At 70.3% G+C, this 24,147-nt stretch carries 28 protein-coding genes; 15 read left to right on the forward strand and 13 right to left on the reverse strand.

Going from position 1 to position 24,147, the window contains the following annotated elements; all coding sequences use genetic code 11:
• Window positions 1–88 precede the first annotated feature (88 nt).
• Window positions 89–1,585, forward strand: a complete 1,497-nt coding sequence (locus ACZ7CD_RS14730) for a glutamate-cysteine ligase family protein (RefSeq protein ID WP_360385581.1) — start codon at window positions 89–91, stop codon at window positions 1,583–1,585.
• A 64-nt stretch (window positions 1,586–1,649) separates the two neighbouring features.
• Here the strand turns inward: ACZ7CD_RS14730 and ACZ7CD_RS14735 are convergent, their stop codons facing one another.
• Both ACZ7CD_RS14735 and ACZ7CD_RS14740 read right to left on the reverse strand, forming a co-directional pair.
• On the reverse strand, window positions 1,650–2,060 hold the full coding sequence (locus ACZ7CD_RS14735) for a hypothetical protein (protein ID WP_360385579.1): 411 nt from the start codon (window positions 2,058–2,060) through the stop codon (window positions 1,650–1,652).
• 4 nt (window positions 2,061–2,064) lie between these two features.
• Window positions 2,065–3,708, reverse strand: coding sequence for an ABC-F family ATP-binding cassette domain-containing protein (locus ACZ7CD_RS14740; protein WP_470379060.1), 1,644 nt, complete (start codon window positions 3,706–3,708; stop codon window positions 2,065–2,067).
• Between the two features lie 91 nt (window positions 3,709–3,799).
• Here ACZ7CD_RS14740 and ACZ7CD_RS14745 point away from each other — a divergent pair, with 91 nt between their 5' ends.
• On the forward strand, window positions 3,800–4,423 hold the full coding sequence (locus tag ACZ7CD_RS14745; protein WP_360385575.1) for a superoxide dismutase: 624 nt from the start codon (window positions 3,800–3,802) through the stop codon (window positions 4,421–4,423).
• A gap of 125 nt (window positions 4,424–4,548) precedes the next feature.
• Here the strand turns inward: ACZ7CD_RS14745 and ACZ7CD_RS14750 are convergent, their stop codons facing one another.
• Genes ACZ7CD_RS14750 through ACZ7CD_RS14760 form a run of 3 tightly spaced genes read right to left on the reverse strand, consistent with a single transcriptional unit; the run spans window position 4,549 to window position 6,455 of the window.
• Window positions 4,549–5,313, reverse strand: coding sequence for an ABC transporter permease (locus tag ACZ7CD_RS14750; RefSeq protein ID WP_470374271.1), 765 nt, complete (start codon window positions 5,311–5,313; stop codon window positions 4,549–4,551).
• 9 nt (window positions 5,314–5,322) lie between these two features.
• Window positions 5,323–6,084, reverse strand: a complete 762-nt coding sequence (locus ACZ7CD_RS14755) for a Rossmann-fold NAD(P)-binding domain-containing protein (protein ID WP_470379061.1) — start codon at window positions 6,082–6,084, stop codon at window positions 5,323–5,325.
• Window positions 6,081–6,455 carry a nuclear transport factor 2 family protein gene (locus tag ACZ7CD_RS14760; protein ID WP_360385569.1) on the reverse strand — a complete coding sequence of 125 codons (375 nt, stop codon included), beginning with the start codon at window positions 6,453–6,455 and terminating at the stop codon, window positions 6,081–6,083. The genes ACZ7CD_RS14755 and ACZ7CD_RS14760 overlap by 4 nt, the downstream gene beginning before the upstream one ends.
• A gap of 81 nt (window positions 6,456–6,536) precedes the next feature.
• Between ACZ7CD_RS14760 and ACZ7CD_RS14765 the strand changes: the two genes are divergently transcribed.
• The gene (locus tag ACZ7CD_RS14765; protein ID WP_360385567.1) at window positions 6,537–7,127 is read left to right on the forward strand and encodes a TetR/AcrR family transcriptional regulator; all 591 of its coding nucleotides are present in this window, start codon (window positions 6,537–6,539) and stop codon (window positions 7,125–7,127) included.
• A gap of 7 nt (window positions 7,128–7,134) precedes the next feature.
• Here the strand turns inward: ACZ7CD_RS14765 and ACZ7CD_RS14770 are convergent, their stop codons facing one another.
• Entirely contained in the window at window positions 7,135–7,398 is a 264-nt protein-coding gene (locus tag ACZ7CD_RS14770; RefSeq protein ID WP_360385565.1) for a DUF2530 domain-containing protein, read from the reverse strand.
• 16 nt (window positions 7,399–7,414) lie between these two features.
• Between ACZ7CD_RS14770 and ACZ7CD_RS14775 the strand changes: the two genes are divergently transcribed.
• Genes ACZ7CD_RS14775 through ACZ7CD_RS14790 form a run of 4 tightly spaced genes read left to right on the forward strand, consistent with a single transcriptional unit; the run spans window position 7,415 to window position 11,234 of the window.
• Complete coding sequence (locus ACZ7CD_RS14775; RefSeq protein WP_360385563.1) at window positions 7,415–8,848, forward strand: NCS2 family permease; 1,434 nt, start codon at window positions 7,415–7,417, stop codon at window positions 8,846–8,848.
• Window positions 8,849–8,888: 40 nt separating this feature from the next.
• On the forward strand, window positions 8,889–9,314 hold the full coding sequence (locus ACZ7CD_RS14780; RefSeq protein ID WP_360385561.1) for a MarR family winged helix-turn-helix transcriptional regulator: 426 nt from the start codon (window positions 8,889–8,891) through the stop codon (window positions 9,312–9,314).
• A 58-nt stretch (window positions 9,315–9,372) separates the two neighbouring features.
• Entirely contained in the window at window positions 9,373–10,653 is a 1,281-nt protein-coding gene (locus ACZ7CD_RS14785) for an MFS transporter (RefSeq protein ID WP_470379062.1), read from the forward strand.
• A gap of 5 nt (window positions 10,654–10,658) precedes the next feature.
• Complete coding sequence (locus tag ACZ7CD_RS14790) at window positions 10,659–11,234, forward strand: Uma2 family endonuclease (protein ID WP_470379063.1); 576 nt, start codon at window positions 10,659–10,661, stop codon at window positions 11,232–11,234.
• A 3-nt stretch (window positions 11,235–11,237) separates the two neighbouring features.
• Here ACZ7CD_RS14790 and ACZ7CD_RS14795 read toward each other — a convergent pair whose 3' ends face one another.
• On the reverse strand, window positions 11,238–14,009 hold the full coding sequence (locus tag ACZ7CD_RS14795) for a sacsin N-terminal ATP-binding-like domain-containing protein (protein WP_470379064.1): 2,772 nt from the start codon (window positions 14,007–14,009) through the stop codon (window positions 11,238–11,240).
• Window positions 14,006–14,734, reverse strand: a complete 729-nt coding sequence (locus ACZ7CD_RS14800; protein ID WP_360385555.1) for a DUF3027 domain-containing protein — start codon at window positions 14,732–14,734, stop codon at window positions 14,006–14,008. Before ACZ7CD_RS14800 ends, ACZ7CD_RS14795 begins: the two co-directional genes overlap by 4 nt.
• A 58-nt stretch (window positions 14,735–14,792) precedes the next feature.
• On the opposite strand from ACZ7CD_RS14800, the gene ACZ7CD_RS14805 reads away from it, so the two are divergent.
• Entirely contained in the window at window positions 14,793–15,530 is a 738-nt protein-coding gene (locus ACZ7CD_RS14805; RefSeq protein ID WP_360385553.1) for a glutaminyl-peptide cyclotransferase, read from the forward strand.
• 81 nt (window positions 15,531–15,611) lie between these two features.
• On the opposite strand, the gene ACZ7CD_RS14810 is transcribed toward ACZ7CD_RS14805, so the two are convergent.
• Complete coding sequence (locus tag ACZ7CD_RS14810) at window positions 15,612–15,866, reverse strand: ribbon-helix-helix domain-containing protein (protein ID WP_470379065.1); 255 nt, start codon at window positions 15,864–15,866, stop codon at window positions 15,612–15,614.
• A 19-nt stretch (window positions 15,867–15,885) separates the two neighbouring features.
• On the opposite strand from ACZ7CD_RS14810, the gene ACZ7CD_RS14815 reads away from it, so the two are divergent.
• The 4 genes from ACZ7CD_RS14815 (at window position 15,886) to ACZ7CD_RS14830 (ending at window position 19,455) form a co-directional block, all read left to right on the forward strand.
• Entirely contained in the window at window positions 15,886–16,074 is a 189-nt protein-coding gene (locus ACZ7CD_RS14815; protein WP_470379066.1) for a hypothetical protein, read from the forward strand.
• 206 nt (window positions 16,075–16,280) lie between these two features.
• Window positions 16,281–16,682 (forward strand): hypothetical protein, encoded by a 402-nt coding sequence (locus ACZ7CD_RS14820; RefSeq protein WP_470379067.1) that lies wholly within the window; start codon window positions 16,281–16,283, stop codon window positions 16,680–16,682.
• Window positions 16,683–17,462: 780 nt separating this feature from the next.
• Window positions 17,463–18,989: an MFS transporter gene (locus ACZ7CD_RS14825; RefSeq protein ID WP_470379068.1), complete on the forward strand. Its 1,527-nt coding sequence runs from the start codon at window positions 17,463–17,465 to the stop codon at window positions 18,987–18,989.
• 10 nt (window positions 18,990–18,999) lie between these two features.
• Window positions 19,000–19,455, forward strand: a complete 456-nt coding sequence (locus tag ACZ7CD_RS14830) for a DUF2771 family protein (protein ID WP_458429548.1) — start codon at window positions 19,000–19,002, stop codon at window positions 19,453–19,455.
• A 13-nt stretch (window positions 19,456–19,468) separates the two neighbouring features.
• Here ACZ7CD_RS14830 and ACZ7CD_RS14835 read toward each other — a convergent pair whose 3' ends face one another.
• Both ACZ7CD_RS14835 and ACZ7CD_RS14840 read right to left on the reverse strand, forming a co-directional pair.
• On the reverse strand, window positions 19,469–20,053 hold the full coding sequence (locus ACZ7CD_RS14835; RefSeq protein WP_470379069.1) for an HD domain-containing protein: 585 nt from the start codon (window positions 20,051–20,053) through the stop codon (window positions 19,469–19,471).
• 13 nt (window positions 20,054–20,066) lie between these two features.
• Window positions 20,067–20,456: a cold-shock protein gene (locus tag ACZ7CD_RS14840; RefSeq protein ID WP_360385545.1), complete on the reverse strand. Its 390-nt coding sequence runs from the start codon at window positions 20,454–20,456 to the stop codon at window positions 20,067–20,069.
• A gap of 126 nt (window positions 20,457–20,582) precedes the next feature.
• Between ACZ7CD_RS14840 and ACZ7CD_RS14845 the strand changes: the two genes are divergently transcribed.
• Window positions 20,583–20,783, forward strand: coding sequence for a hypothetical protein (locus tag ACZ7CD_RS14845; protein WP_360385543.1), 201 nt, complete (start codon window positions 20,583–20,585; stop codon window positions 20,781–20,783).
• Here ACZ7CD_RS14845 and ACZ7CD_RS14850 read toward each other — a convergent pair.
• On the reverse strand, window positions 20,758–21,372 hold the full coding sequence (locus ACZ7CD_RS14850; protein ID WP_458429550.1) for an HAD family hydrolase: 615 nt from the start codon (window positions 21,370–21,372) through the stop codon (window positions 20,758–20,760). The two genes, ACZ7CD_RS14845 and ACZ7CD_RS14850, sit on opposite strands and share 26 nt — an antisense overlap.
• A gap of 52 nt (window positions 21,373–21,424) precedes the next feature.
• On the opposite strand from ACZ7CD_RS14850, the gene ACZ7CD_RS14855 reads away from it, so the two are divergent.
• Both ACZ7CD_RS14855 and ACZ7CD_RS14860 read left to right on the forward strand, forming a co-directional pair.
• Window positions 21,425–21,967: a TetR/AcrR family transcriptional regulator gene (locus tag ACZ7CD_RS14855; protein ID WP_360385539.1), complete on the forward strand. Its 543-nt coding sequence runs from the start codon at window positions 21,425–21,427 to the stop codon at window positions 21,965–21,967.
• Between the two features lie 42 nt (window positions 21,968–22,009).
• Window positions 22,010–23,215, forward strand: coding sequence for an Nramp family divalent metal transporter (locus ACZ7CD_RS14860; RefSeq protein WP_470379070.1), 1,206 nt, complete (start codon window positions 22,010–22,012; stop codon window positions 23,213–23,215).
• Here ACZ7CD_RS14860 and ACZ7CD_RS14865 read toward each other — a convergent pair.
• Window positions 23,194–24,147 carry a Gfo/Idh/MocA family protein gene (locus ACZ7CD_RS14865; protein WP_470379071.1) on the reverse strand — a complete coding sequence of 318 codons (954 nt, stop codon included), beginning with the start codon at window positions 24,145–24,147 and terminating at the stop codon, window positions 23,194–23,196. The two genes, ACZ7CD_RS14860 and ACZ7CD_RS14865, sit on opposite strands and share 22 nt — an antisense overlap.

The raw sequence follows: 24,147 nt of genomic DNA on the forward strand, positions 1-24,147 counted from the left end.
TTGGGCGATGTCAACGAGGTTACCGCTGTGTCAAGTTGGGCGTTCCGCCTGGCCCGCGCCCACCGGCGCCGAGCGAAGGGGTAGCGGCATGGGAAGTGAAGTGTCCAGCCGCACGTTCACCAGAGACGATCGTCAGCGTTACCGCTCGAAGATGCAGCGGAGTCTGGACGCCTTGGCGACGATGCTCGCAGAAGACACGTTCTCCTTTCCCCGTCAGCAGATGGGTCTCGAGATCGAGCTGAACCTCGTCGACGACGCGATGCGGCCGGCGATGACGAACTCCGAGGTGCTCGAGAAGATCGACGACCCTTCCTACACCTTGGAGCTGGGGCAGCAGAACCTGGAGATCAACGTCCCGCCGCGCGAGCTGGCCGGCGGTGAGATGCTCGGCCTGGAGGAGGAGCTGCGCACCTCGCTCGACAACGCCGACGCCAAGGCCAACGACGTCGGCGCCAACCTCGCCATGATCGGTGTGCTGCCCACGCTGCGGGAACGGCACTTCGACCGGAAGTGGCTCTCGGAGAGCCCGAGGTACGCGCTGCTCAACGACACCATCTTCGCCGCACGCGGCGAGGAGATGGTGCTGCACATGGAAGGCCCGGCGATGCCGGGCAAGGGCCCGGAGAAGCTCCTGACCTACGCGGAGTCGATCCTGCCCGAGGCGGCGTGCACGTCGGTGCAGCTGCACCTGCAGGTGGAACCGACCGACTTCGCCGCGCACTGGAACGCGGCGCAGTGCCTGGCCGGGGTGCAGGTCGCCATCGCGGCGAACTCCGCGTTCCTGCTGGGCAAGGCGCTCTGGCACGAGACGCGCATCCCGCTCTTCCAGCAGGCCACCGACACGCGCCCGGACGAGCTCAAGAACCAGGGCGTCCGCCCGCGCGTGTGGTTCGGTGAACGGTGGATCACGTCGATCTTCGACCTGTTCGAGGAGAACGTGCGCTACTTCCCCAGTCTGCTGCCGGAAACCGACGACGAGGACCCGATCGAGAGCCTCGAAGCCGGTGGTGCGCCACGGCTTTCCGAGCTGCGCCTGCACAACGGCACGATCTGGCGCTGGAACCGGCCCGTCTACGACGTCGTCGACGGCGTGCCGCACCTGCGCGTGGAGAACCGGGTGCTGCCGGCGGGCCCGACGGTCCTCGACACGATGGCGAACGCCGCGTTCTTCTACGGGACCCAGCGCGCGCTCACCGCACAGGAACGTCCACTGTGGACGCAGATGTCGTTCCAGGCGGCCGAGGAGAACCTCTACACCGGCGCACGCCACGGCATGAACGCCCAGCTGTACTGGCCGGGCATCGGCTGGATCCCGCCGGACGAGCTGGTGCTGCGCCGGCTGCTGCCGATGGCGCACGAGGGGCTGCGCGACTGCGGTGTCTCCGACGAAGCTCGCGAACGCTACCTCGGCGTGATCGAGCAGCGTTGCCTCGCCCGCCGCACCGGGTCGTCGTGGCAGCGGGAAACCGTTGCGCTGCTGGAGGAACGCGGCATGTCGCGGGAGGCCGCGCTGTCCGGGATGCTCAAGCGGTACATGGAGCTGATGCACGCGGGCGAGCCCGTGCACTCGTGGCACGTCGGGTAGGTCCGCACCGGTCGTCCCCTGTGGCCGGCGTCAACGGCGCCGCCGGCCACGAGCACCGCATCGACTAGCGGCGGCGGCCCGCCTTCAGCGGCGCGACGTCGGCGCCGTCGTGCGAGATCCGGCACTCCTCCGGCGTCACGGCCTCGACGGCCAGGGTCAGCTCGCCCTTCACCCCCGTGTAGATCGACTCGCCGCGCGAGGCCAGCGAGGCGTGCACGCGGTTGGAGTCGGTGAAGTCGCGCTCGTCCTTCACCCGCTTCTTGCCGGTCTCCTCCGGGCGCGTCGCGCTGCGCAGGTTGACCTCGAGCCAGGCGGCCACCTCGGCGGGCGAGGTCAGCACCTCCTCCGGCGTGCGCTCCAGGCGGACCTGGCGAGGAGAGGCGTGGTCGAGCGAAGTGTGCTCCACATAGGCGTGCCAGTGGGTGTTGCGCATCGACCAGGTCTGTTCGACCGGCCAGTCCTCCTCGGTGGTCATGCTCCTATCTTCCACCCTTAGCGCGTGGAAACGTGAGGAGGTCACGCACGTTGATCTCGCGGTCCACCCGCACGGCCGAAGCGAGCCGCCGGTCGTGGGTCACCAGCAGCAACGTCCCCTCGTAGGTGTCCAGGGCCTGTTCGAGCTGCTGGATGGCCGGCAGGTCCAGGTGGTTGGTCGGCTCGTCGAGCACCAGGCAGTTCGTCCCGCGCGCCTGCAGCAGCGCCAGGCCCGCGCGGGTGCGTTCGCCCGGTGAGAGCTCACGGGCGGGGCGCAGCACGGCGTCCGCGCCCACCCGGAACTTCGCCAGCAGCGTGCGCACCTCGACGTCCTCCAGGCCCGTCGCGTCGGCGACGATCCGCAGCACGGGCGTGCCGGAGCTGAACTCGGCGCGCAGCTGGTCCACCTCGCCGACGACGACGCCCGGCCCGATCGAGCGTTCGCCGCTCACGAGCGGGATGCGGCCGAGCAGGGCGCCCAGCAACGTCGACTTGCCCGCACCGTTCGGGCCGGTGATCCGCCACCGCTCCCCCGCGCCGATCGTGAGGTCGACCGGTCCGAGCGTCACGTCGCCGCGGCTCACGACGGCCTGGCGCAGCGTGAACGCGACCGAGCTGCCCCGTCCCGCGCTCGGCAGGGTGAGGCGCAGCTCCCAGGCCTCGCGGGGTTCCTCGACCTCCTCCAGCCTCGCGAGCCGCCGGTCCACAACGGACGCCTTCGCGCCGAGCGACTCCGCGGCGCGCTTGCGGCCGGCCCGGACGTTGCGGTCCGGTTCGTCGTTCAGCGCCTTGGCGTTCGTGGCCCGGCGGGCGCCCTTGCGCGACCACTCCCTGGTCTGCCGCGACCGCTGCACGAGCGAGTCGCGCTGGGCCGTGTAGCTCTCGTACTCCTCGTGCGCACGCCGTTCCGCGTTCGCCCTCTCCTCGACGTAGGCGTCCCAGCCGCCGCCGAACACGGTGAGGCCGTGGGTGAACTCGTCGAGCTCGGCGATCTCGGTCGTGGTGCGCGCCAGGAACTCCCGGTCGTGGCTGACGAGCACGACCGCGCCCGGATGGCCGTTCACGTGCGCCTCCAGGAGGTCGAGCCCGTCGGCGTCCAGGTCGTTGGTCGGTTCGTCGAGCAGCAGCACGTCGGCGCGCGTGAGCAGCACCGCCGCCAGCCGCAGCCGCGCCTGCTGGCCACCGGACAGCTCGTCCGGCGCACGGCCGTCGAGCAGGTCGGCGGGCAGGCCGAGGCGCTGGCACACGGCCTCCGCGCGGTCGTCGAAGTCACCGGCACCGATGGCGGTCCAGTGGTCGAGCGCGTCCGGGTAGTCCGCGCCGCCGCCCGCGGCCAGCTGCTCGGCCGCGCGCTGCAGCCACGCCTCCGCGGGCGCGACGCCGGTGCGGCGGGCGAGGTGGTCGCGCAGGGACTCCCCGGCCACGGGGAGGGTCTCCTGCGTCAGGTGCGCGACCGTCCCGGTGGCCGAGACGGTTCCGGTCTCCGGCGGGAGCTCCCCCGCGAGCAGGCGGAGCAGCGTGGACTTGCCGACACCGTTGGGTGCGATCAGGCCGACGCGGTCACCAGGCGAAACATCGAGATCAACCTCCGAGATCACGGTCCTCGGACCGAACGACAGCGAAATCTTCCTGGCTGTCAGCACGGACACGCTCACGACGCTACTGGCCGCGGCAACTGGTTAACTGGACCTTGTTGCTAGTAGGTTGCAAGAACCAAGAGATTGCAATTGGAGAGATGACATGGCCCAGTACGTGCTGCCGGATCTCGACTACGACTACGGCGACCTGGAGCCGGCGATCATCGGCGAGATCAACGAGCTGCACCACGGCAAGCACCACGCGGCCTACGTGAAGGGCGCGAACGACACGCTGGAGCAGATCGAGGAGGCCCGCGACAAGGAGGCCTTCGGGTCGATCGTCGGGCTGGAGACGACGCTCGCGTTCCACCTGGCCGGCCACGCGCTGCACCAGGTGTGGTGGAAGAACCTGAGCCCGAACGGCGGCGACAAGCCGGTCGGCGAGCTCGCCGCCGCCATCGACGAGCACTTCGGCTCGTTCGACAAGTTCCGCGCGCAGCTCAACGCCGCCGCGTCGTCCATCCAGGGTTCCGGCTGGGGCGTCCTCGCGTGGGAGCCGATCGCCCAGAAGCTGATCACGTTGCAGCTCAAGGACCACCACTCGAACCTGTCGATCGCGGTCACGCCGCTGCTCGCGTTCGACATCTGGGAGCACGCGTACTACCTGCAGTACCGCAACCTCAAGGCCGACTACATCAGCGCGCTGTGGAACGTCGTCAACTGGGAGGACGTCTCCGCGCGCTTCGAGGCGGCGCGCACCGGCCGCAACGGCCTGCTGCTGCCCTGACGCTTCGGCGGTGGATGCTCCGACAAGCCCCCGCTGCCGGACACGACGAGGCCCCCGCTCTGCCCAGAGCGGGGGCCTCGTCCGTTCCCGAACTGACTGCCGCTCCCACCACGAAGCGACGAGACTTAGGTTAGCCTAACTTCTCCTTCTTGGGAAGTCCTCCGCACCAGACCCCGCGCGACCAGCTCGACCACGGTCGCGACGGCGGCCACCTCGACCGCGAGCAGGGCGAGCAGCACGAGCAGCTGCAACGCGCCCGCCTGCCACACCGGTGCCCCGCCCAGCAGCATGCCGACGAACGCGCCGGGGAGGGTGACCAGCCCGACCGTCCTGGTCTGGTCGAGCGGCGGCAGCAGCGCCTCGGCCGCGGGCTGGCGGACGAGGAACCGGACCGCCACCGGCTCGGCGAACCCGAGCGCCAGCGCCGCCTCGTACTCGCCGTGCCGGTCCCTGAGCGTGTCGAGCGCCCTCCTGACCGCCAGGATCGTGGTGGTCATGGCGCCGCCGATGAGGATGCCGCCGATCGGGATCAGCGCGATGCCCTTGACCGGCACGAGCCCCAGCCCGACCAGCAGGCCCAGCGCGGGAACCGTGCCGATCAGGACGGCGGCCCCGACCCACGCGCCCTGCCAGCCGGTCTTGGTGCGCGCGGCGGCCGTCGCGGTCGCCACGGTGGCCATCACGACGAGGAACGCGGCGGTGAGCCCCAGGTGGGTCAGGACGACCGTGATGACCGCGCTGACGGCGGCGAGCTGGAGCACGGCGCGGACGGCGGCCTTGACGAACGGTGCGGGCCTGGTGAGCCCCGTCGCCCACGCGACGCCGGCGGCCGCGGCCGTGAACACGAGGCAGACGACCAGCAGCCGGACCCAGTCAGTGGTGATGACCATGCACGGGATTTACCACCGGTCGCGGTGCGCGGCCACGAACGCCCCGAACGACCTGGGCGGATGTCCGGTGACGTCCTCGACCGCACTGGTCACCCGGTCCTCCGCGCCGCCCGCGATGGCCTCGTCCAGCGCGGCGAGCAACGCGGCGAACTCCGGTGGCAGGTGCTGCCCGAGCCGCTCGGCCAGCTCGGCCGCGGGGATCGAGCGGTGGCGAACCCGGACACCGGTCTGCTCGGTGATGATCGCGGCCGCCTCGGCGTACCCGAGCGCCTGCGGACCGGTCAGCACGTGCTCGGTGTTGTGCGCGTCCCCGGTGAGCGCCGCGACGGCCACGGCGGCGATGTCGCCGGCGTCGACGAAGGCGACCCGCCCGTCACCCGTGGCGGTGACGATCTCGCCCTGCCGCACGCCCTGCGCGACCGCGTGGTCGCCGAGGAAGTTCTGCATGAACCACGAGGGGCGCAGGACCGTCCACTCCGGGAGCTGCCGCACCAGCCGGGCGTTCGGGTCGTCCGGCAGCGCGGACGAGCTGAGGAGCACGACCCTGCGGTCACCAGATGCGGCGAGGAACCGCTCGACGTGCGGCGCGGGGTCGACCTCGCCGACGGGCGGGACGAGGTAGACGGCGTCGGTGCCCTCCAGCGCGGGCGCGAACGTCTCCGGCCGGTACCAGTCGAACCCGGTGCGGCGCGAGGCGATGCGCGGGTCTTCGAGCCGTTGTGCGACGCGGCTGCCGGTCGTGCCGGTGCCGCCGATGACGAGGACGGTCACGAGAGCTCCTCGACGGCCAGCGGGTTCCAGTAGTCGCGCCACTCGGCGATCTGCCCGTCCCGCTCGGTGATCACCACGACGTAGCGGTTGCGGAACGGCTTGCCGGAGGCCACGAGCTCTCCCCCGAGGTCGAACTCGGCCACGGTCACCGCCGGGTCGGCCGTCCGGTGCACCCGCTGCCAGAGCACCTCCCTGACGTCGATCATCTTCGGGTAGTCGCGCATGTAGTGGCGGACGCCCGCCCGGCCGGTGACCTCCCTCGGCCAGCCCTCCGGCGCGAACGGGAACTCCATCCGCCCGTCCTCGGCCCACAGCCCGGCGAACCCGGCCATGTCCTTCTTGATCAACAGGTCAAGCGCTCGGTCCAGCACGACGCCCCTCCGGATAGGACGATACGGTTTCGTCTCGACCTACGTTAGACGGGACGGGACCGTATCGTCCACACTGAGGGCGTGACCAAACGCGCCCCCACCGGAGCAGCCGTCCTGCAACCGCACGTCACCGCCGCGATCTCCGAGGCGGTGCTCGACGAGCTGGCCGCGTCCGGCTACGGCCGGCTGTCCATGGAGGCCGTCGCCAAACGCGCAGGCGTCGGCAAGAGCGCGCTGTACCGGCGCTGGCCGTCCAAGCAGGACATGGTGATCGCCGTTCTGGCGGAGCTGAGCGTGCCCGCGGCCGAGGTGCCGCAGACCGGCACGTTGCGAGCTGACCTGCGCGCGATGCTGCAGGCCGTGCACGACTGGCTGGCGCACCACCGGATCTCGGCGATCCTGCCGGACCTGATCGCCGAGGGCGGGCGCAACCCGGTGCTGGCGGACGCCATCGCCGTCGGCGTGGGACAGCCGCGGCGCGACATCGCGTCGGTGACGCTGACGCGGGCGGTGGACCGCGGGGAGCTGCCAGCCGACCTCGACGTCGACGTGGCGCTGGACGTGCTGGCGGGGCCGATCTACTGGCGGCTGGTGGTGCGGCACGCGCCGGTGGACGACGGGTACCTCGACGGGCTGACCGAGTTCCTGCTGCGGTCGCTGGGCGCGAGCTAGTCCCGGACTAAGCGTCGTCGAGGCCCTGCTGCGCCCCGCGTGATCCGCGCCTCGCCGCCCCGCGTTGCCAGTAGAAGACTCCGTACCCGATGATCCCGAGCAGACCGCCGCACAGGGTCGTCCAGAGCAGGGTGCTGTTCGAGCGGTCGACGACGAGCACCACGAGAAAACCGAGGAACCACAGCGCCGTCCCCCCGAGCACCACGGGCACGGGATCGGCCAGCCGGTGCGGCAGCGGCGGCGGGCTGGGGGCGGGGTCGCGTTCGGACACGGGGTTAGGAGACCAGATGCTGGACGGGTTCTTCAAGATTTCCGAGCGCGGGTCCACCGTGGCGCGGGAGGTGCGCGGCGGTGTCGTGACGTTCTTCACGATGGCGTACATCGTGGTGCTGAACCCGCTGATCATCGGCAGCTTCGCCCCGACGGGACCCGGCGCGCACCCGGACGTGCTGGGCAACATCCTGCCGGTCGGGCAGGTCGCGGCGGTGACGGCGCTGGTCGCCGGTGTGATGACCATCCTCTTCGGACTGGTCGCGAACTACCCGTTCGCGTTGGCCACGGGGCTCGGCATCAACTCGTTCGTGGCGGTCAGCGTCGCGGCGAAGGTCAGCTGGCCGGAGGCGATGGGACTCGTCCTCGTCAACGGCCTGGTGGTGCTGCTGCTCGTGCTCACGGGCGTGCGGACGGCCGTGTTCAACGCCGTGCCGAACGAGCTCAAGGCCGCCATCGCGGTGGGCATCGGCCTGTTCATCACCTTCATCGGCCTGGTCGACGCCGGGTTCGTGCGCAGGCTGCCGGACGCGGCGAACACGACGGTGCCGGTCGGGCTGGGCATCAACGGGTCGATCGCGAGCTGGCCGACGCTGGTGTTCGTGGTCGGCCTGGTGGTCACGGGCGTGCTGTTCGCGCGCAAGGTGAAGGGCGCGATCCTCATCGGCATCGTCGGCACGGCGATCTTCGCGATCGTCCTGGAGGCGGTCGTCAAGGCGGGACCGTCGGCCGGCACCAACGCCAAGGGCTGGAACCTCGGCTACCCGGCGCTGCCCGACCAGGTCTTCGGCGTCCCCGACCTGTCGCTGCTCGGTGACGTGTCGTTCGGCGCGTGGACGCGGCTGCCCGCGCTGGCCGCGGCGTTGATCGTGTTCACGCTGGTGCTGACCGACTTCTTCGACACCGTCGGCACGATGACCGGCCTCGGCAAGGAAGCCGACCTCATCGACGAGGACGGCCAGCTGCCGAACGTGAGCAAGGCGCTGTTCGTGGACGGTCTGGGCGCGGTCGCCGGTGGTGCGGCGTCGAGCTCGTCGAACACCGTCTACATCGAGTCGGCGTCGGGCATCGCGGAGGGCGCGCGGACGGGTCTCGCGAACGTCGTGACCGGTGTGCTGTTCCTGCTGGCGATGTTCTTCACGCCGCTCTACGAGGTCGTGCCGATCGAGGCGGCCGCACCGGCGCTGGTGGTCGTCGGCGCGCTGATGATGATGCAGATCCGCGAGATCGACTTCAGCGACTTCACCGTGGCGCTGCCCGCGTTCCTCACGATCGTGGTCATGCCGTTCACCTACTCGATCGCGAACGGCATCGGCGCGGGCTTCGTCAGCTACGTGCTGCTCAAGGCGCTGACCGGCCGGGTCCGCAGCGTCCACCCGCTGATGTGGGTCGTGTCGGCGGCGTTCGTCGTCTACTTCGCACTGGGCCCGATCCAGGCGCTGCTGTCCTGACGTTCGGCGAGAAACCATTTTCGTGAGGTATGCTAACTACGTGGCGAACGAAGAGCACGGTCTGGCGAGCAGGCTCCGGCTTGCCGTCGTCCGCCTCAACCGCCGGCTGCGCGCGCAGCGCACCAACTCGGCGGTGTCGCTGACCCAGGTGTCCGCGCTGTCCACACTGCACAAGTGCGGACCGCTGACGCCCGGTGAGCTCGCGGCCAAGGAAGGCGTGCAACCGCCGTCGATGACGCGGGTGATCGCGGCGCTGGAGGAGTTCGGCTTCGCCACGCGCAGCCCGCACCCCACCGACGGCCGTCAAGCGATCGTCGAGCTGACCGGCGAAGGCTTGTCCTACCTCCAGGACGAGATCACCGCGCGCGAGGCGTGGCTGGACAAGCGGCTGGCCGAGCTGCGGCCGGAGGAACGCGAGCTGCTCTCCAGGGCGGCCGAGATCATCGACAGGATGGCGGGGCAGTAAGGACGTGTCGGGTTACGCGGGTGGTGGAGCGGAGACCTCGTCACCTCGGCGTACCGGGATGTTCTCCTCACTTCGCATCCACAACTACCGCCTGTACGCCTCCGGGCAGATCATCTCGCTGGTCGGCGTGTGGATGCAGCGCGTCGCCCAGGACTGGCTGGTCCTGGAGCTGACCGACGGGTCGGCCGTCGCGCTCGGCATCGCCGCGTCCCTGCAGTTCCTGCCCGTCCTGCTGCTGTCCATGTGGGGCGGTGTGCTGGCCGACCGCATGGACAAGCGGAAGCTGCTGCTGTGGCTGGAGTCGGCGCTCGGCCTGTGCGCGCTGGCGCTGGGCCTGCTGGACGTGACCGGTGTCGTGGCCCTGTGGCACGTGTACGTGCTGTGCTTCCTGCTCGGCTGCTTCTCCGCCGTGGAGACGCCGGTGCGGCAGTCGTTCGTCGTGGAGATGGTCGGCCGCGAGTCGCTGACCAACGCCGTCGCGCTGAACTCGATGATGTTCAACCTGGCCCGGATCATCGGCCCGGCGGTCGCGGGCCTCGCGATCGTCGCGATCGGCACCGGCTGGGTGTTCGTCGCGAACGCCGTCAGCTTCGTCGGCGTGGTGCTCGGCGTGTGGCTGATGCGGACCTCTGAGCTGCTGCGCTCCGACCCGGTGCCGCGGGCCAAGGGCCAGCTGCTGTCCGGGCTGCGGTACGTGCGCAGCCGGCCGGACCTGATGACCGTGATGCTGCTGGTGTTCTTCATCTCGACGTTCGGCTTCAACTTCTACCTGACCCTGGCGATCATGGCCCGCAACGTCTTCGGCGGCGACGCCGACGCCTACGGCCTGCTGTCGACCCTGATCGCGGTGGGCACCCTGGCCGGCGCGACGGTCGCCGCCCGGCGCAAGACCCCGCGGATGTCGGTGTTCATCGGGTCCGGTGTGGTGTTCGGCGCGCTGGAGGTCGTGTCCGGCCTGATGCCGACGATGCTGCTGACCGGCCTGATGATGATCCCGGTCGGCGTGGCGATGATGACCTTCAACACCACCGCGAACGCCACCGTCCAGCTCGCCGTCGAACCGGAGATGCGCGGGCGGGTCATGGGCATCTACATGCTGGTGTTCCTGGGCGGCAACCCCGTGGGCGGGCCGTTGATGGGGTGGCTCGGGGAGGTCAACGGCCGCGCGCCGATCATCGTCGGCGGGGTCCTGTCGGTGCTGGTGACGGTGACCGCGTGGGTGATCCTCGTGCGGCGCGGGGACGTTGCTTGGCCGTGGTCCAAGAAACGCGGATCGGGTGAAGACCCCGTTGCGGCGGGTCGGGGTGAGAGCGCGGAAGCGCGGAAGTCACTACGTTGACGAGCGTGCCCGACTGGATGCGCCCGCCGCGCTCCGGAGGCTGGTACGCGGAGGACCTCGACCACCTGTCCGAGGCGCCCCGCCACACCGAGCTGATCGACGGAGCCCTCACTCCCCCGTCAGCACCGCAGCGGTCGTGGCACGCCCGCATCGTCACCGGGCTCACCGTCGAGCTCGCCGCGCAGGCACCGGACGGCGTCCTGGTCGAGCGCGAGATGACCATCCGGCTCGACGAGCGCAACCGCCCGGAGCCCGACCTCCTCGTGTCGAGCGCTCCCTACGTCCGGGACCGGACGTGGTTCGAACCCGCCGACGTCCTGCTGGTCGTCGAAGTCGTGTCGCCGGAGTCCGAACACCGCGATCGAACCGTCAAGCTCCGCAAGTACGCGGAGGCGGGAATCCGGCACTACTGGCGCGTCGAGGACGAGGACGGGCTCTCGGTGGTCCACGTGTACGAGTGGGACGAGGCCACCCGCGCCTACGCGCCGGTGGGCATCTTCCGCCACGTGCTCGAGGTGTCCCTGCCGTTCGCGATCAGCATCGAGCTGGACGCCCTGGAACAGGGCCGCTACCGGCGCTGACCGTCAGCCCAGCAGGGTCGCCGCCGTCGGTTCGGTGATCAGCGCCGCGAACGTGTGCCGGTCCTCCCACCGCTGCGTCACCCACGCCAGCGCCCGTGCCAGGCCCTCCGGGGTGTCGGCCGCGTGCGGGACGTCCGCCATCCACCAGTCCACCCGCTGACCGTCGACCAGCAGCTGCTCGTGCACCACCACGACACCGTCGGGCAACGGCACTTCGAGCAGTTCGCAGGCCATCCGCACGGCCGCCAGGTCGTGCCACTGCACGATCTCGCCGACGTGGTCGGGTGAGCCGTCGAACTCCTCGGAGGCCAGTGCCAGGTCCAGCAGGTCGGCGAGCTCCTCCGAGCCCTCGGCGAGCAGGACGCGGGACGCGGGTACGACGCCCAGGAGCCACGGGTGGTCCAGGACCACCACGTCGTCGGCCGGGACGACCTCGCCGGACAGCACGCGGACGCGTGCGGGGGGTGCGAAGTCGCCGTCGGGCAGTGCCGCGTGGGCGCGGAGCACCACGGCGTCCGCGATGGTGCGGCCGGGGTCGGCGAGGCGGCTCAGGACCAGCTCGGCATCGTCGTCGTCGAGGATCTCCAGGCGGGAGCGGACGCCGGCGGCGCGCAGCACGTGGTCGGGGAGCTCCAGGTCCGGCACGACGTCGAACAGGCCCTCCAGGGCCGTGGCGCCGGGCAGGCGGTACTCCTGCGGGGCGCGGCCCGCGAGCGTGGCGTGGCGGGCGATCCACCAGCCCGTGTAGCCGTCGGGTTCGGTGACGGCGCGCCAGGTCACCGGGTCGGCGGCGAGCAGGCGCAGTGCCGCGGGCCAGTCGGCGACCAGGTCGAGGTCGCGGACGGCGACGACGCGTGCCGGTTCGTCGGGGCCGGCGGTCCACCAGGCCTGTTCGTCGGCCAGGTCGTGGTCGGGGCCGGCCGGTTCGTCGTCGATCACCAGGGTGAAGCCGTCGACGACGCCGAGGGCCACCAGCGCGGTGCGCGGGTAGGTGTCGGCGACCTCCTTCGACAGCACCGGGAACGCGTCCGACTCCAGCACGCCGACCAGCGGCGAGTCGGGCAGCAGCAGCTCGTCGGCGCGGTGCCACTCGCCGGCGGCGTCGGGCAGGGCCAGTGCGCCGAGCCACGGTTCCTCACCGGCGCGCAGGGCGGCGCGGTCGACGAGGCGCAGCACGGTGTCGATCAGGTCGTCGGCGTCGAGGCCCGCTTCGGCGTCCTCCAGCGACCGCGCCACGTTCTCGCGCAGCGACGGGTCGGCCAGCAGCTCGGTGGCACCCGCCTCGACGGCGCCCAGGCGGACCAGCAGCGGGTGCACGGCGTCCGGGTGCACGACGCGCAGGCCGGGCAGCGGTTCGTCGGCGATCAGGGTGGTGCGCGGGCCGGTCACGGTGCGGCCGTCGGCCAGCGGCACCGGCAGCGACTGCAGGGCCTCGCGCACGTCCGGGTCGACCTCGGCCAGCGGTGCGAGGGCGGCGTAGACGTCGTGCCACCAGCCGGGGTCGCCGTCGATGCCCGCCAGCGCGGCGACCACCTCGGCGATCGAGACCCGCGGGACCTCCAGCGCGGCCAGCGCCTTCGCGTGCACGGGAGCGGACAGCTCGGCGTCCAGCAGGCCGGGCAGGGCGTCCTCGACCAGCTCGACGAGCTCCTCGGAGCCGACGTCCAGGACGCGGGCGCGGGCCGGGGCGATCCACTCGCCCGACGCCAGCGGCAGCCATTCGGCCGAGCGCAACGCCCGCAGCACCGCCGCGCGCAGCCGGTCGTCCACTTCGGACAGCGGGAAACCGGGCAGCGGCACCAGTGCCGTGCGCTCGACGGCGGGAACGCGGGCGACCAGCCGCGGGTACAGGGCCGCGGCCGACTCCAGCACCGCCCACGCGGCGGCACCGGGCAGCACCCGGCGGCGCGAGGGTTCGACCGGCACGGTCGCGATCAGGCGGGCGGGCAGCGACAGGCGCTCGTCGGTCGGGGTCGGCGCGTGCAGCACGTCCTCGCCCAGCGGCTCGTCCAGCGGGTACGCCCACGTGGCGGTCCACTGCGGACGGTGCTCCACGCCCTGCACGAGCTCGGCGGGCAGCTCACCGGAGACCTGCTCGACCAGCCAGCGCGCCGGCCCGACGGTCACCACGCCGTCGGCGGTGACGAAGCGCTCCCACGACTGGGAGCCGATCTCGACGCGGCGCAGCCCCGGCAGCGCCAGCAGCAGGTCCGGCACCTCGGCGGCGAGGTCGTCGAGCGACAGCTCGACGGTCAGCGGCAGCCGGACCTCGGTCGTGAACCCGTCCGGCACCGGCTCGTCGCACGGCCACACCAGCCGCAGCACCGGCACGTCACCGCCGCGTTCGGCGGCCAGCTCCGGGACCTCCGTGCGGGTGCGGGCGGCGGAGAACTCGACACCACCGGACACCGAGACCACGCGCGGCGCGTCCGTGACGGCCAGCACGGCCGCGAACCCGACGCCGAACTGCCCGACGCCCGACTCCTTGGCCGAGGCCCGCAGCGAGGCCAGTGCCGCCACGCCCGCGGCGGTCAGCGGCGCACCGGTGTTGGCCGCGCGCAGCTCCCCGTCGACGAGGGTGATCCTCAGCACACCCGGCGTCTCGCCCGCGGCGTCGGCGGCGTTCTGGGCCAGCTCGACCAGCAGGCGATCGCGGTAGCCGCCGATGCGGAGGTCCTCCTCCGCGTTCGCGTCCTCGCGGAACCGGGTGGGCGAGCCGCGCCAGGCCGCGAGGACCGAGGTGCGCAGGGCCTCGGTGCCGAACGGGTCGGTCACTCCGAGACGTCCAGCTGCGCGTCGTCGTAGACCAGGTCGGCGACCGGGACCATGGGGCTCATGTCGACCTCGACCTGCGAGTGCGCGCCGCAGCCGTACTCGACGTGCACGACGTGGCCGTCGGCCGGCGCGATCTCGTTCGCGCACACGCCGAACGCGGCGCCGAACGCACCGGCCACGCGGGTGTAGAAGCCGCAGGTGCCGCAGTGCGCGGGCGCCGAGCGGGCCATGTCCGATCGGGGGCCGAAGTCGGAGGCGAGCCAGCGGTCGGCGGCGTCGAGCCGGCCCTCGCGGGACAGCACGCGCTCACGGCCGAGGCCGATCTCCAGCGCGACCTCCTCGACGGCCGGGTCGTCGGACTGGACGTGGCCGGAGACCAGTCGCGGATCGTCCTCGCGGGCCGGGAACAGGTCGCCGACGCCGAGGTCACCGGCGCGGACCCGTTCACTCCAGGGCACCCACTCGGGGGCGACCAGCGCGTCCTGGCCGGGCAGCAGCACGACCTCGCTGACCGACACCGGGGAACCCTCGCCCGCGCAGGCGACGGTCACGGCCCAGTTCCAGCCGCGGTAGCCCGCGTGCTCGGCCTCGAAGAGGTGCGTCACCGAGAACTCGTCCTCGGCGGACACCCCCACATGAGCACCGACGCGGTCCAACCCGGCTTCCTCCTGCGCGGCGGCGCGGGCGAGGTCAACGGCGTCGGCGAGCAGTTGCGTGGCGTTCACGAGCTGAATTGTGCCGCAGGACTTCGCGGGGACGAAAACTCGTGCCACCCTCCGTGGGGTGCGCTCACCCGTCTGGCTGGTCCTCGTCGCGGTTCTCGCCGCCTGTTCGGCCCAGCAGGAAACAAAACCGCAGGTAGAAGTCCTGCAAAAGATTCCGCACGACACAACCGCGTTCACCCAGGGGTTGGAACTCGTCGACGGCGTCCTCTACGAGGGCACCGGTCTGGAGGGCGAGTCGTCGATGCGGGCGCTCGACCCGGCGACCGGCGAGGTGCGCAAGGAGGTCGACCTGCCGCAGGAGCTCTTCGGCGAGGGCATCACGGTCGTCGGCGACACCATCTGGCAGATCACCTGGCGCAACGGCGTGGCGATCGAACGCGACCGGAAGACGTTCGACGAGATCCGCCGCGTGTCCTACGACGGCGAGGGGTGGGGCATCTGCCACGACCAGTCCCGGCTGGTCATGAGCGACGGCAGCGCGCAGCTCACCTTCCGCGACCCGAAGACGTTCGCCGAGACCGGCAGCGTGCGGGTCACGCGGGACGGCAAGCCGCTCGCGCAGCTCAACGAGCTGGAGTGCGTCGGCGGCGAGGTGTGGGCGAACGTGTGGAAGACCGACGAGATCGTGCGCATCGACCCGGCCGACGGGAAGGTGACGAAGACCTACGACCTGTCCTCGTTGAAGCCGCAGGGCGACGTCGACGTCCTGAACGGCATCGCGCACGTCCCGGGCACCGACGAGTTCCTGGTCACAGGCAAGAACTGGCCCACCGTCTTCCGGGTGCGCTTCCACTGAATCGCGAAACGTCGGTGTCGATATATGGATCCCCTGTCCATATACCGACACCGACGATTCGGATTTTTGCAACTCGGTCGATCAGTAGATACGTAGGCGCTCCAGTTCGCCTCCTGCTTCCCGCACGTAGATCGCCCCGTCGGCATCCATGACTTTCTGCAGGTCGGCGTACAGCTGAACCGCACGATTGATCGTGTCCGTCTTGCTCAGACCCAGGCTTCCCATCAAATCTTTGAGCAGCCGGGAGGACCTGGTCGTCAGGTTTACGGTGACACGTTCTAACTGCTGTGTGGCTACAGCCTCTTCACTGGTCGAACCATTACCAGTTGAGGGCATCGCTCTACCTTCCCATCCCTTGTTCTTCAACACGAAGCCCGTCAGGAACCAGATCCGGCCAGAGATTGGCTCCGCAGGTCATGCGATCGCGCCTGTTACAGCAGGAGCGATCATCAACACCACGACAGGCACGCTACGCCTCTATCCGGAGTCCACGTTCATGCCTGTAATATTGGAGGATATCTACTACAAAGTCAAGCTGATCTGAGCATGTAACTCGTATGAGCTACGACTATCAGTCTCATAAGTGCTGCACGCTAAAGGATCTTGACACGACTTCTAGGCGAGTATCGTCTGCACATCAGACAGTGTTCATGGCAACAGCATGCGCTAGGATCATGTCCTGGTCCCCTAGGGGCCCGCGCGTCACCCACTCGACCGGGTTACGCATCGGAGCGAGACCCAAGGAAGGTCATGTCACAGCCGACCCGCACTGCATCGAGCGGCGACGACCCGCACGACCACGACAACGCCATCGAACAACCGACGGCGAAGGCCGACCCGATCATCACCCGAGAGAAGGTCGGCAACGAGGTCAAGGCCGGTCGCTTCAGCTGGCGCACGATGAGCGACACCGCGGTCAACTCACCCAGCAACCGCGCCGTCGCCTACGCGATCGGGATGATCCCCACAATCGCCGCAGGCTGCTTGGTGATGTTCGGCAGCCATCTTCTCGGCGCTGACCCGACAGTCAGTGTGGCCGCAGGCGGGGTGGTTCTGGTCACGCTCGCGGTGATCTTCTGCCTTCTCGTGCGGTCAAAGAGGCCCTCACGAGCCCAGAACGACCACACCTCGGAGGCGCGTCGGGGACAGTAGGTCGGGCGTGGTGGTGGGGAGGCAGCGGCTCGCTGCCTCCCCACCACCACGCCCGACCCCGTGTCCACTTTATGTCCATGAATCGCTTGCCACGCAAGGAATCGCTGGTCAAACACCAGGGCTGGCTGCGAGAGAAGTCAACTACCCGTACGGTGTGTCTGTCACGACATCAGGTGTCACACGAGCAGGCTTGGCGGAACCGCGTTTGATTACGTACGGTTCACAGTTACCGGAACTGCGATCAACTGCGTGTGCTCTCGCCAGCAGCGGGCTTCAGTGACGGCAGGTCGCGATGTGAAGAGCGAGTCCGGCCAGGGACTCACCCCTCACACCGCGCGGGAGCGCCCCTCGGTGGTTCTCTAGCCGGACAACGCAGCCGAGGGCGCAGCGGTTCACTCGTGCACGAACCACACGGGTGGACCGTGGCCGGTTGGCAGTTACAGCTGCCAACCGGCCTTCACTACTGACCTCATCGGCAGCGGCTCTCCGCCGTTACCCCCAAGGTCCACCTGATGGAACAGCTCCCGGACTTGAATCGGTTGCCCAGGTGGTGAACAGTGATCCAAATCACCGCTGCTCACGATCAACTTTACGCGCATATGGCCTGCTCAATCCACGCACACCATACAAGCGTGAAGATATCTCACGACTCGTTCCATCATCCACTTGGGACGATGCAGTGCAGGCCATCGTGATCTCGTCCGTCGACTCGCTCGCAGCAGACAGCTGCCTGTGCCCAAGTTCGCACCAATTCGGGCAACGTGGGGCAGGATTGACGGTGTGACGGGCGACCGCGGGTGGAGTGACGAGCCGGCTCCGAAGCGCTACCCGTGGCAGGACGACGAGTACCGGCCGCGGTCGCGCGGCGCAACGCCGTCCGGGCAGGGGTCCGAGCAGGGGTCCGGGCACGGGTTCGAGCCCCCGCCGCGCCCGCAGAGCACCCGGCCGTTGCCGAACTCCGACCAGCAGACCACCCCGACGCCCAAGCCGCCGAAGAAGCTCACGGTCACCCGCGTCGCGTGGTTCCGCTCCAAGCAGCTGTCGCAGCAGGCGGTCGCGGCGTTCCGGCGCGCGGCCCACGCCGACGGTGCCGGGAAGTCCGGCATGTCGTCGGTCACCTACGCGGTGATGATGAACTACGCGGCCGACGCGGCGATGGCCGTGGCGCTCGCGAACACGCTGTTCTTCTCCGCGGCGAGCGCGGAGTCCAAGACGAAGGTCGCGCTGTACCTGCTGATCACCGTCGCGCCGTTCGCGCTGGTCGCGCCGGTGATCGGTCCGTTGCTGGACAAGGTCCAGCGTGGTCGGCGGCTCGCGCTGGCGGCGTCCTGCGTGCTGCGGATCGGCCTGTCGGTCGTGATGGCGCTGAACTTCGACAACTGGCTGCTGTACCCGGCGGCGCTGGGCAGCATGGTGCTGTCCAAGTCGTTCACGGTGCTCAAGTCCGCGATCACGCCGCGGGTGCTGCCGCCGGACATCACGCTGTCGAAGACCAACGCGCGCATGACCGTCTTCGGGCTCGCGGCGGGCGCGGTGTTCGGTGCGTTCGCGGCGGGCTTCGCGAACATCTTCGGCTCGCCCGGGGCGCTGTGGTTCACGGCGGTGCTGTGCCTGGCGAACGCGGTGCTGTGCATGCGCATCCCGTCGTGGGTCGAGGTGACCGAGGGCGAGGTGCCCGCGGCGCTGCGCTCCCGCAACCCGGCGCGGCGGCCGATGTCGCGGCACATCGTGGTGTCGTTGTGGGGCAACGGTTCCATCCGGGTGCTGACCGGGTTCCTGACGTTGTTCGCCGCGTTCGTGGTGCGCGAGCAGACCGAGGGTGACGCGGTCCGGCAGTTGCTGCTGCTGGGCGTGATCGCCGGTGCCGCCGGAATCGGCAGCTTCCTGGGCAACGCGATCGGCGCGCGCCAGCAGTTCGGCAAGCCCGACGAGGTGGTGCTGGGCTGCGTCGGCACGGCGCTGGCCGCCACGGTCGTCGCCGCCGCGCTGCCGGGCCTGGTGACCGCCGCGATCGTGGGCCTGCTGGGCGCCACGGCCTCGTCGCTGGCCAAGATCAGCCTGGACGCGGTGATCCAGGACGACCTGCCGGAGGAGTCGCGCGCGTCGGCGTTCGGCCGGTCGGAGACGATCCTGCAGCTGGCGTGGGTGTTCGGCGGTGCGCTGGGCGTGCTGCTGCCGCCGACGTTCTGGATCGGGTTCCTGGTGGTGGCGGTGCTGCTGGCGCTGGGGTTGACGCAGACCTGGATGTACCGCAACGGGACCTCGTTGCACCGGCTCGTCCGCAGGCCGGCCGGAGCCACCCCGTAGGCTGCCTGACGTGCGTCGACTTGCTGCTGCCCTGGCCGTTGGACTGCTCGCGCTGACAGGGTGCTCGCTCCCCCGCCACTACCCCGAGGTGACGTTCCACGCGAACGGCAAGACCATCCAGGTCGAGCCGGCGGTGTACTGCGACCTCGGCGGCGACAACTGCGCGGAGCGCAGCCAGCCCGCGAAGCTGAAGGTCCCCGCGGGCAAGGTCGTGCAGATCTCGGTCGACGGTCAGCTCGCCGACGGGCTGTGGGAGGCCGTGTTCCTGTACCGCGACGCGGCGGGCAAGGAGCAGACCACCGGCACCGGCCTGCTGGGCAAGGGCGAGAACTTCACGTACACGCTGTCGTTGCCGGACAAGACCGACCAGCTGCTCGGCATCGAGATCCACGAGGCGGCCGCCGCGGTGCTGGAGACCGGTCAGCCGCTGCTGCGCGGCTACTGGGCAGTCGAGGTGACGTCCTGATCCCTGCTGTGCCCTAACGGCGGCCGAACGCCTCCCACCACTCGCTGGGAGCGATGCGGAGAGCGCTGTCCAGCAGCGCCTTGCCGGTGTCGGTGACCACCGACTCCTGCATGGTCTGGATGAAGCGCTCCATCTTGGCGATGCCGGCGGCCTGGTACTCGCGGGCCTGCAGCAGCAGTTCGAGCTTGTCGGCGTCACGGGAGCAGCGCGCCTCGGGCGTGTGGTCGATGTCCTTCGCGGCCTCGTGCTCGGCGACCAGCGCCTCGACGTGCGCGGCCAGCGGCGCGGGCAGGTGCTGGACCTGGTCGCGCGCAACGGCTTCCGGCGGCACCTTCACGTCCAGGTACAGCTTGCCGACGTACGGGACGTCGCCGGTGCGCGCCTCGGGCACGTCGTGGAACAGGCCCAGCGTCGCCGCCCGGTCGGCGTTCGCGCCCTCCTGCACGGCGAGCGCGTACGCCAGAACGCCCACCCGGAACGAGTGGGCGGCGACCGACTCGGGGTGCTGGACCCCGGCGAACAACCACCCCGCCCTGGGCAGGCGCTTCAGCTGGCCGACCTCGTAGAGGAACTCGACGATCCGATCCGCGTCAGACATGACGCCGATCCTTTTACGGATCGAGGTCCCGCGCCACCGCCCGCACGACCTCGGCGACGAGCTTCATGCTCTTCTTGTCCGACGGGTAGCGGCCGCGGCGCAGGTCGGGCTGGACCTTGTTCTCCAGCAGCTTGATCATGTCCTCGATCAGGCCGTGCAGCTCCTCGGCAGGGCGGCGACGGGCCTCGGCGACGGATGGCGCGGGGTCGACCAGGCGCACGGACAGCGCCTGGGGTCCTCTGCGGCCCTCGGCCATGCCGAACTCGATGCGCTGGCCGGCTTTCAGGCCTTCGACGCCGGGTGGCAGTGCGGACTTGCGGACGTAGACGTCCTCGCCACCGTCCTGGGTGACGAACCCGAAGCCCTTCTCCGTGTCGTACCACTTGACCTTGCCGGTCGGCACCGCGCTCACCATTCCCTTGCTCTTGCACAACGAACGCGCCCCGGGGGCGTACCCAGGACGCGTCCCACCAGAGTAGCCAGAAGACCTTGGGGAAGGCACCTCCGTTAGCGCGACTACGCTGGCGGTATGACCGCTCCGAAGTTGATGCCGCTGGCCATCGGCCTGTTCGCCGTGGGCGTACTGGCGATCGTGGTGGTCTTCGCGCTGTTCCTCACCGGCCACGGCGACCTGCCCGTGTGGCTGAACGTCGCCGCCACCTACCTGCCCGCGATCGGGCTCGGGCTGGGGATCGTCGCGGTGATCAGGAAGTCACGCCGGAGGTCCTGAGCCACTCCGGGAACTCGCGCAGGTCCGCCAGCACGACGGCGGCGCCCGCCTCGACGAGCTCCTGCCGGCTGCACGGCCCGGTCACCACGCCCACGCCCACCGCGCCCGCCGCGGCCGCACCGCGCATGTCGCCGACGTGGTCGCCCACGTAGACGGCGGCGCCGTGCAGCTTCAGCGACTCGGCCTTGCCGGTGGACCACAGCTCGCCGTAGAGGTGGTCGACCTCCCAGCCCAGCGCCTCCAGGTGCAGTGCGGCGTTCTTGCGGTACTTGCCGGTGACGACCATGGTCTCGCCGCCGAGCTCGCGCACGCACGCCAGCGCGGCGGAGGCCCCCGGCAGCGCGACGGTCGCGGGGATCACGACGTCCGGGTAGAGCGCGCGGAACAACGTGATCAGCTCCGGGATCTCCTCCTCCGGCACGCCCATGTCGCGGTAGATCATGTCGAGGGGCGGGCCGAGGTTCGCCGCGAAGTGCTCGCCGTCGAGGTCGTGGCCGGTGCGGGCGGCGACCTCGTTCAGCACCGCGGCCATGCCCGGTCTGGGGTCGATGAGCGTCATGTCCAGGTCGAAACCCACGGTGAGAGGCACAGAACTCGACTCTACGTCTTTACAAAATCCGTAACTGTGTAAAGCTGTCCGTGTGAGCGACATCACCGAGCTCCTGATCGAGTCGGCCGCCGACCTGTTGGCGGCACACGGGTTCCACGGGTTGCGCATGATCGAGGTGGCCAGTCGCGCGGGGGTGAGCAGGCAGACCGTCTACAACGAGTTCGGCAACAAGGAGGGGCTCGTCCAGGCCGTTGCCGCGCACCGCACGGAGGAGTACCTGGCGGGCATCGCGCAGCGGCTGCGGCAGGACCCCGACCCGTGGCGGGCCATGCGGCTGGCGTTCCGGTTCACGTTCGAGCAGACCGAGAAGGACCGGCTGGCCTCGGCGGTGCTCACCGGGCAGGACGCCGAGGACCTGTTGCCGTTCCTCACGATCCGCGGCCACCCCGTGCTGTTCCAGGCCACCGAGGTGGTCGAGCGGCACCTCACCGAGCACTTCCCCGGCAAGCACGTGCGGTTCACGGCGGAGACGACCGTGCGGCTCGCGCTGAGCCACCTGCTGATGCCCAGCGGGGACCTCGACGGCGCGATGGACGCCGTGATCACGGTCGCGCGCCTGACACTGGAGGCCTGACTCCCTTTGTTGCCATAATCTGGCAACAAGGGGAGGTGTCCGGTGGTCGCTGTCGGGGCGCGCCTGCGTGCGGGCGCGGCGTTGCTCGGTCCGGCGTTCGTCGCCGCGGTCGCGTACGTCGACCCCGGCAACGTGGCCACGAACACCGCGGCGGGCGCGACGTACGGGTACCTGCTGGTGTGGGTGCTCGTCGTCGCGAACGTCATGGCCGGGCTCGTGCAGTACCTGTCGGCGAAGCTCGGCCTGGTCACCGGGAAGTCGTTGCCGGAGGCCGTGCGGGACCACCTGCCGCGGCCGGCGCGGCTCGCCTACTGGGGGCAGGCCGAGGTGGTCGCGATGGCGACCGACCTGGCCGAGGTCCTGGGCGGTGCCATCGCGCTGCGCCTGCTGTTCGACCTGCCGCTGCTGCTCGGCGGCGTGATCACCGGCGTGGTGTCGATGGTGCTGCTGCTGGTGCGGGACCGGCGCGGGCAGAAGCCGTTCGAACGGGTCGTCACGACGATGCTGGTCGTGATCGCCGTCGGGTTCGTGGCGGGGCTGTTCGTGGCACCGCCGTCGGTGCCGGACGCGGTCACCGGCCTGGTGCCGCGGTTCGCCGGCGCGGACAGCGTGCTGCTGGCGGCGGGCATGCTCGGCGCGACCGTGATGCCGCACGCGGTGTACCTGCACTCGGCGCTGGCACGGGACCGGCACGGGCAGAACCCGGCGCTGCTCGGCACCACGAAGGTCGACGTGGTCGTCGCGATGGTGCTGGCCGGTGCGGTGAACATGGCGATGCTGCTGCTGGCGGCGTCCGCGTTGCAGGGCGAGGAGGACGTCGGCACGCTCGAAGGCGCGCACGCAGCGGTCGGTGCCGCGCTGGGCGGCGGGGTCGCGTTGCTGTTCGCGCTCGGGTTGCTGGCGTCCGGGTTCGCCTCCACCGCGGTCGGGTGCTACGCCGGTGCGGTGGTGATGGACGGGCTGCTGCGCGTGCGGGTCCCGTTGCTGACCAGGCGACTCGTCACGCTGGTGCCGGCGCTGGTGGTCTTGGCGTCCGGAGTGGACCCGACGTTCGCGCTGGTGCTGTCGCAGGTGGTGCTGTCGTTCGGCATCCCGTTCGCACTGGTGCCGCTGGTGTGGCTGACCGGGCGCCGGTCCGTGATGGGCGGGTTCACGAACCGGCGGGCGGTCACCGTCGCGGCGTGGGCGGTGGCCTTCGCCGTCGTGGTGCTGAACGCCGCGCTGATCTACCTGACGACGTCCGCATAGGACACACCGAGCTGACCGAGCGCGGTCTCCATGATGCGCATGATCTCCACCGAGTCGTTCCACGTCATGTCCGCGTGCTCGACGAAACCCATCGCGACCCAGTCGTCGACCGACCGGATCTGGTGCGTGTAGCCGCCGTCCTCGGCCGTGTGCTCGACGCCGTTGATGAGCACCCTGGTGGGGTTGTAGAAGGCCTCGGGGATGTCGATGCGCCCCTCGGTGCCGATGACGGTGGCGCCGGCGCCGGTGTCGGCGGTCAGCGAGCAACCCAGCAACGCGTGCGCGCCGTTCTCGTAGCCCAGCAGGATGCCCGCGTCGGCGTCCACGCCGCTCGGTGCGAGGCCGCCATGCGCGTGGACCGTGCCGGGAACGCCCAGGAGCAGGTGCGCGAGGGAGACCGGGTAGACGCCGAGGTCGAGGACGGAGCCGCCGCCCGCCTCCTTGGCCCACAGCCGGTCGTTCGCGTCGAAGGCGTGCCGGAACCCGAAGTCGGCGCGGACCAGCCGCACCTCACCGATCTCACCGGCGCCGACGGCCTCCACGACCTTGCGGATCAACGGGTTGAAGCGCGTCCACATCGCTTCCATGAGGAACAACTGCGTGGTCCTCGCCCGGTCGACCATCTCCTCGACCTGCGCGACCGTCAGCGCGAGGGCCTTCTCGCACAGCACGTTCTTGCCGGCGTCGAGGGCGGCGAGCACGACCTCGTGGTGCTGGCCGTGCGGGGTGGCCACGTAGACGACGGTGACGTCCGGGTCGGCGAGCAGCTCGTGGTAGTCGCCGTAGGCGCGCGGAATCCCGAACTTCTCCGCGAACTGCCCGGCCTTCGCGACGTCCCGAGAGGACACGGCACCCACCTGGACACCCGCCTTGAGCATGTCAGCGGTCACTGCATGCGCGATGCCGCCCGTTGCGATCACACCCCACGTCAT

It is taken from the genome of Lentzea sp. NPDC036949 (assembly GCF_055608075.1).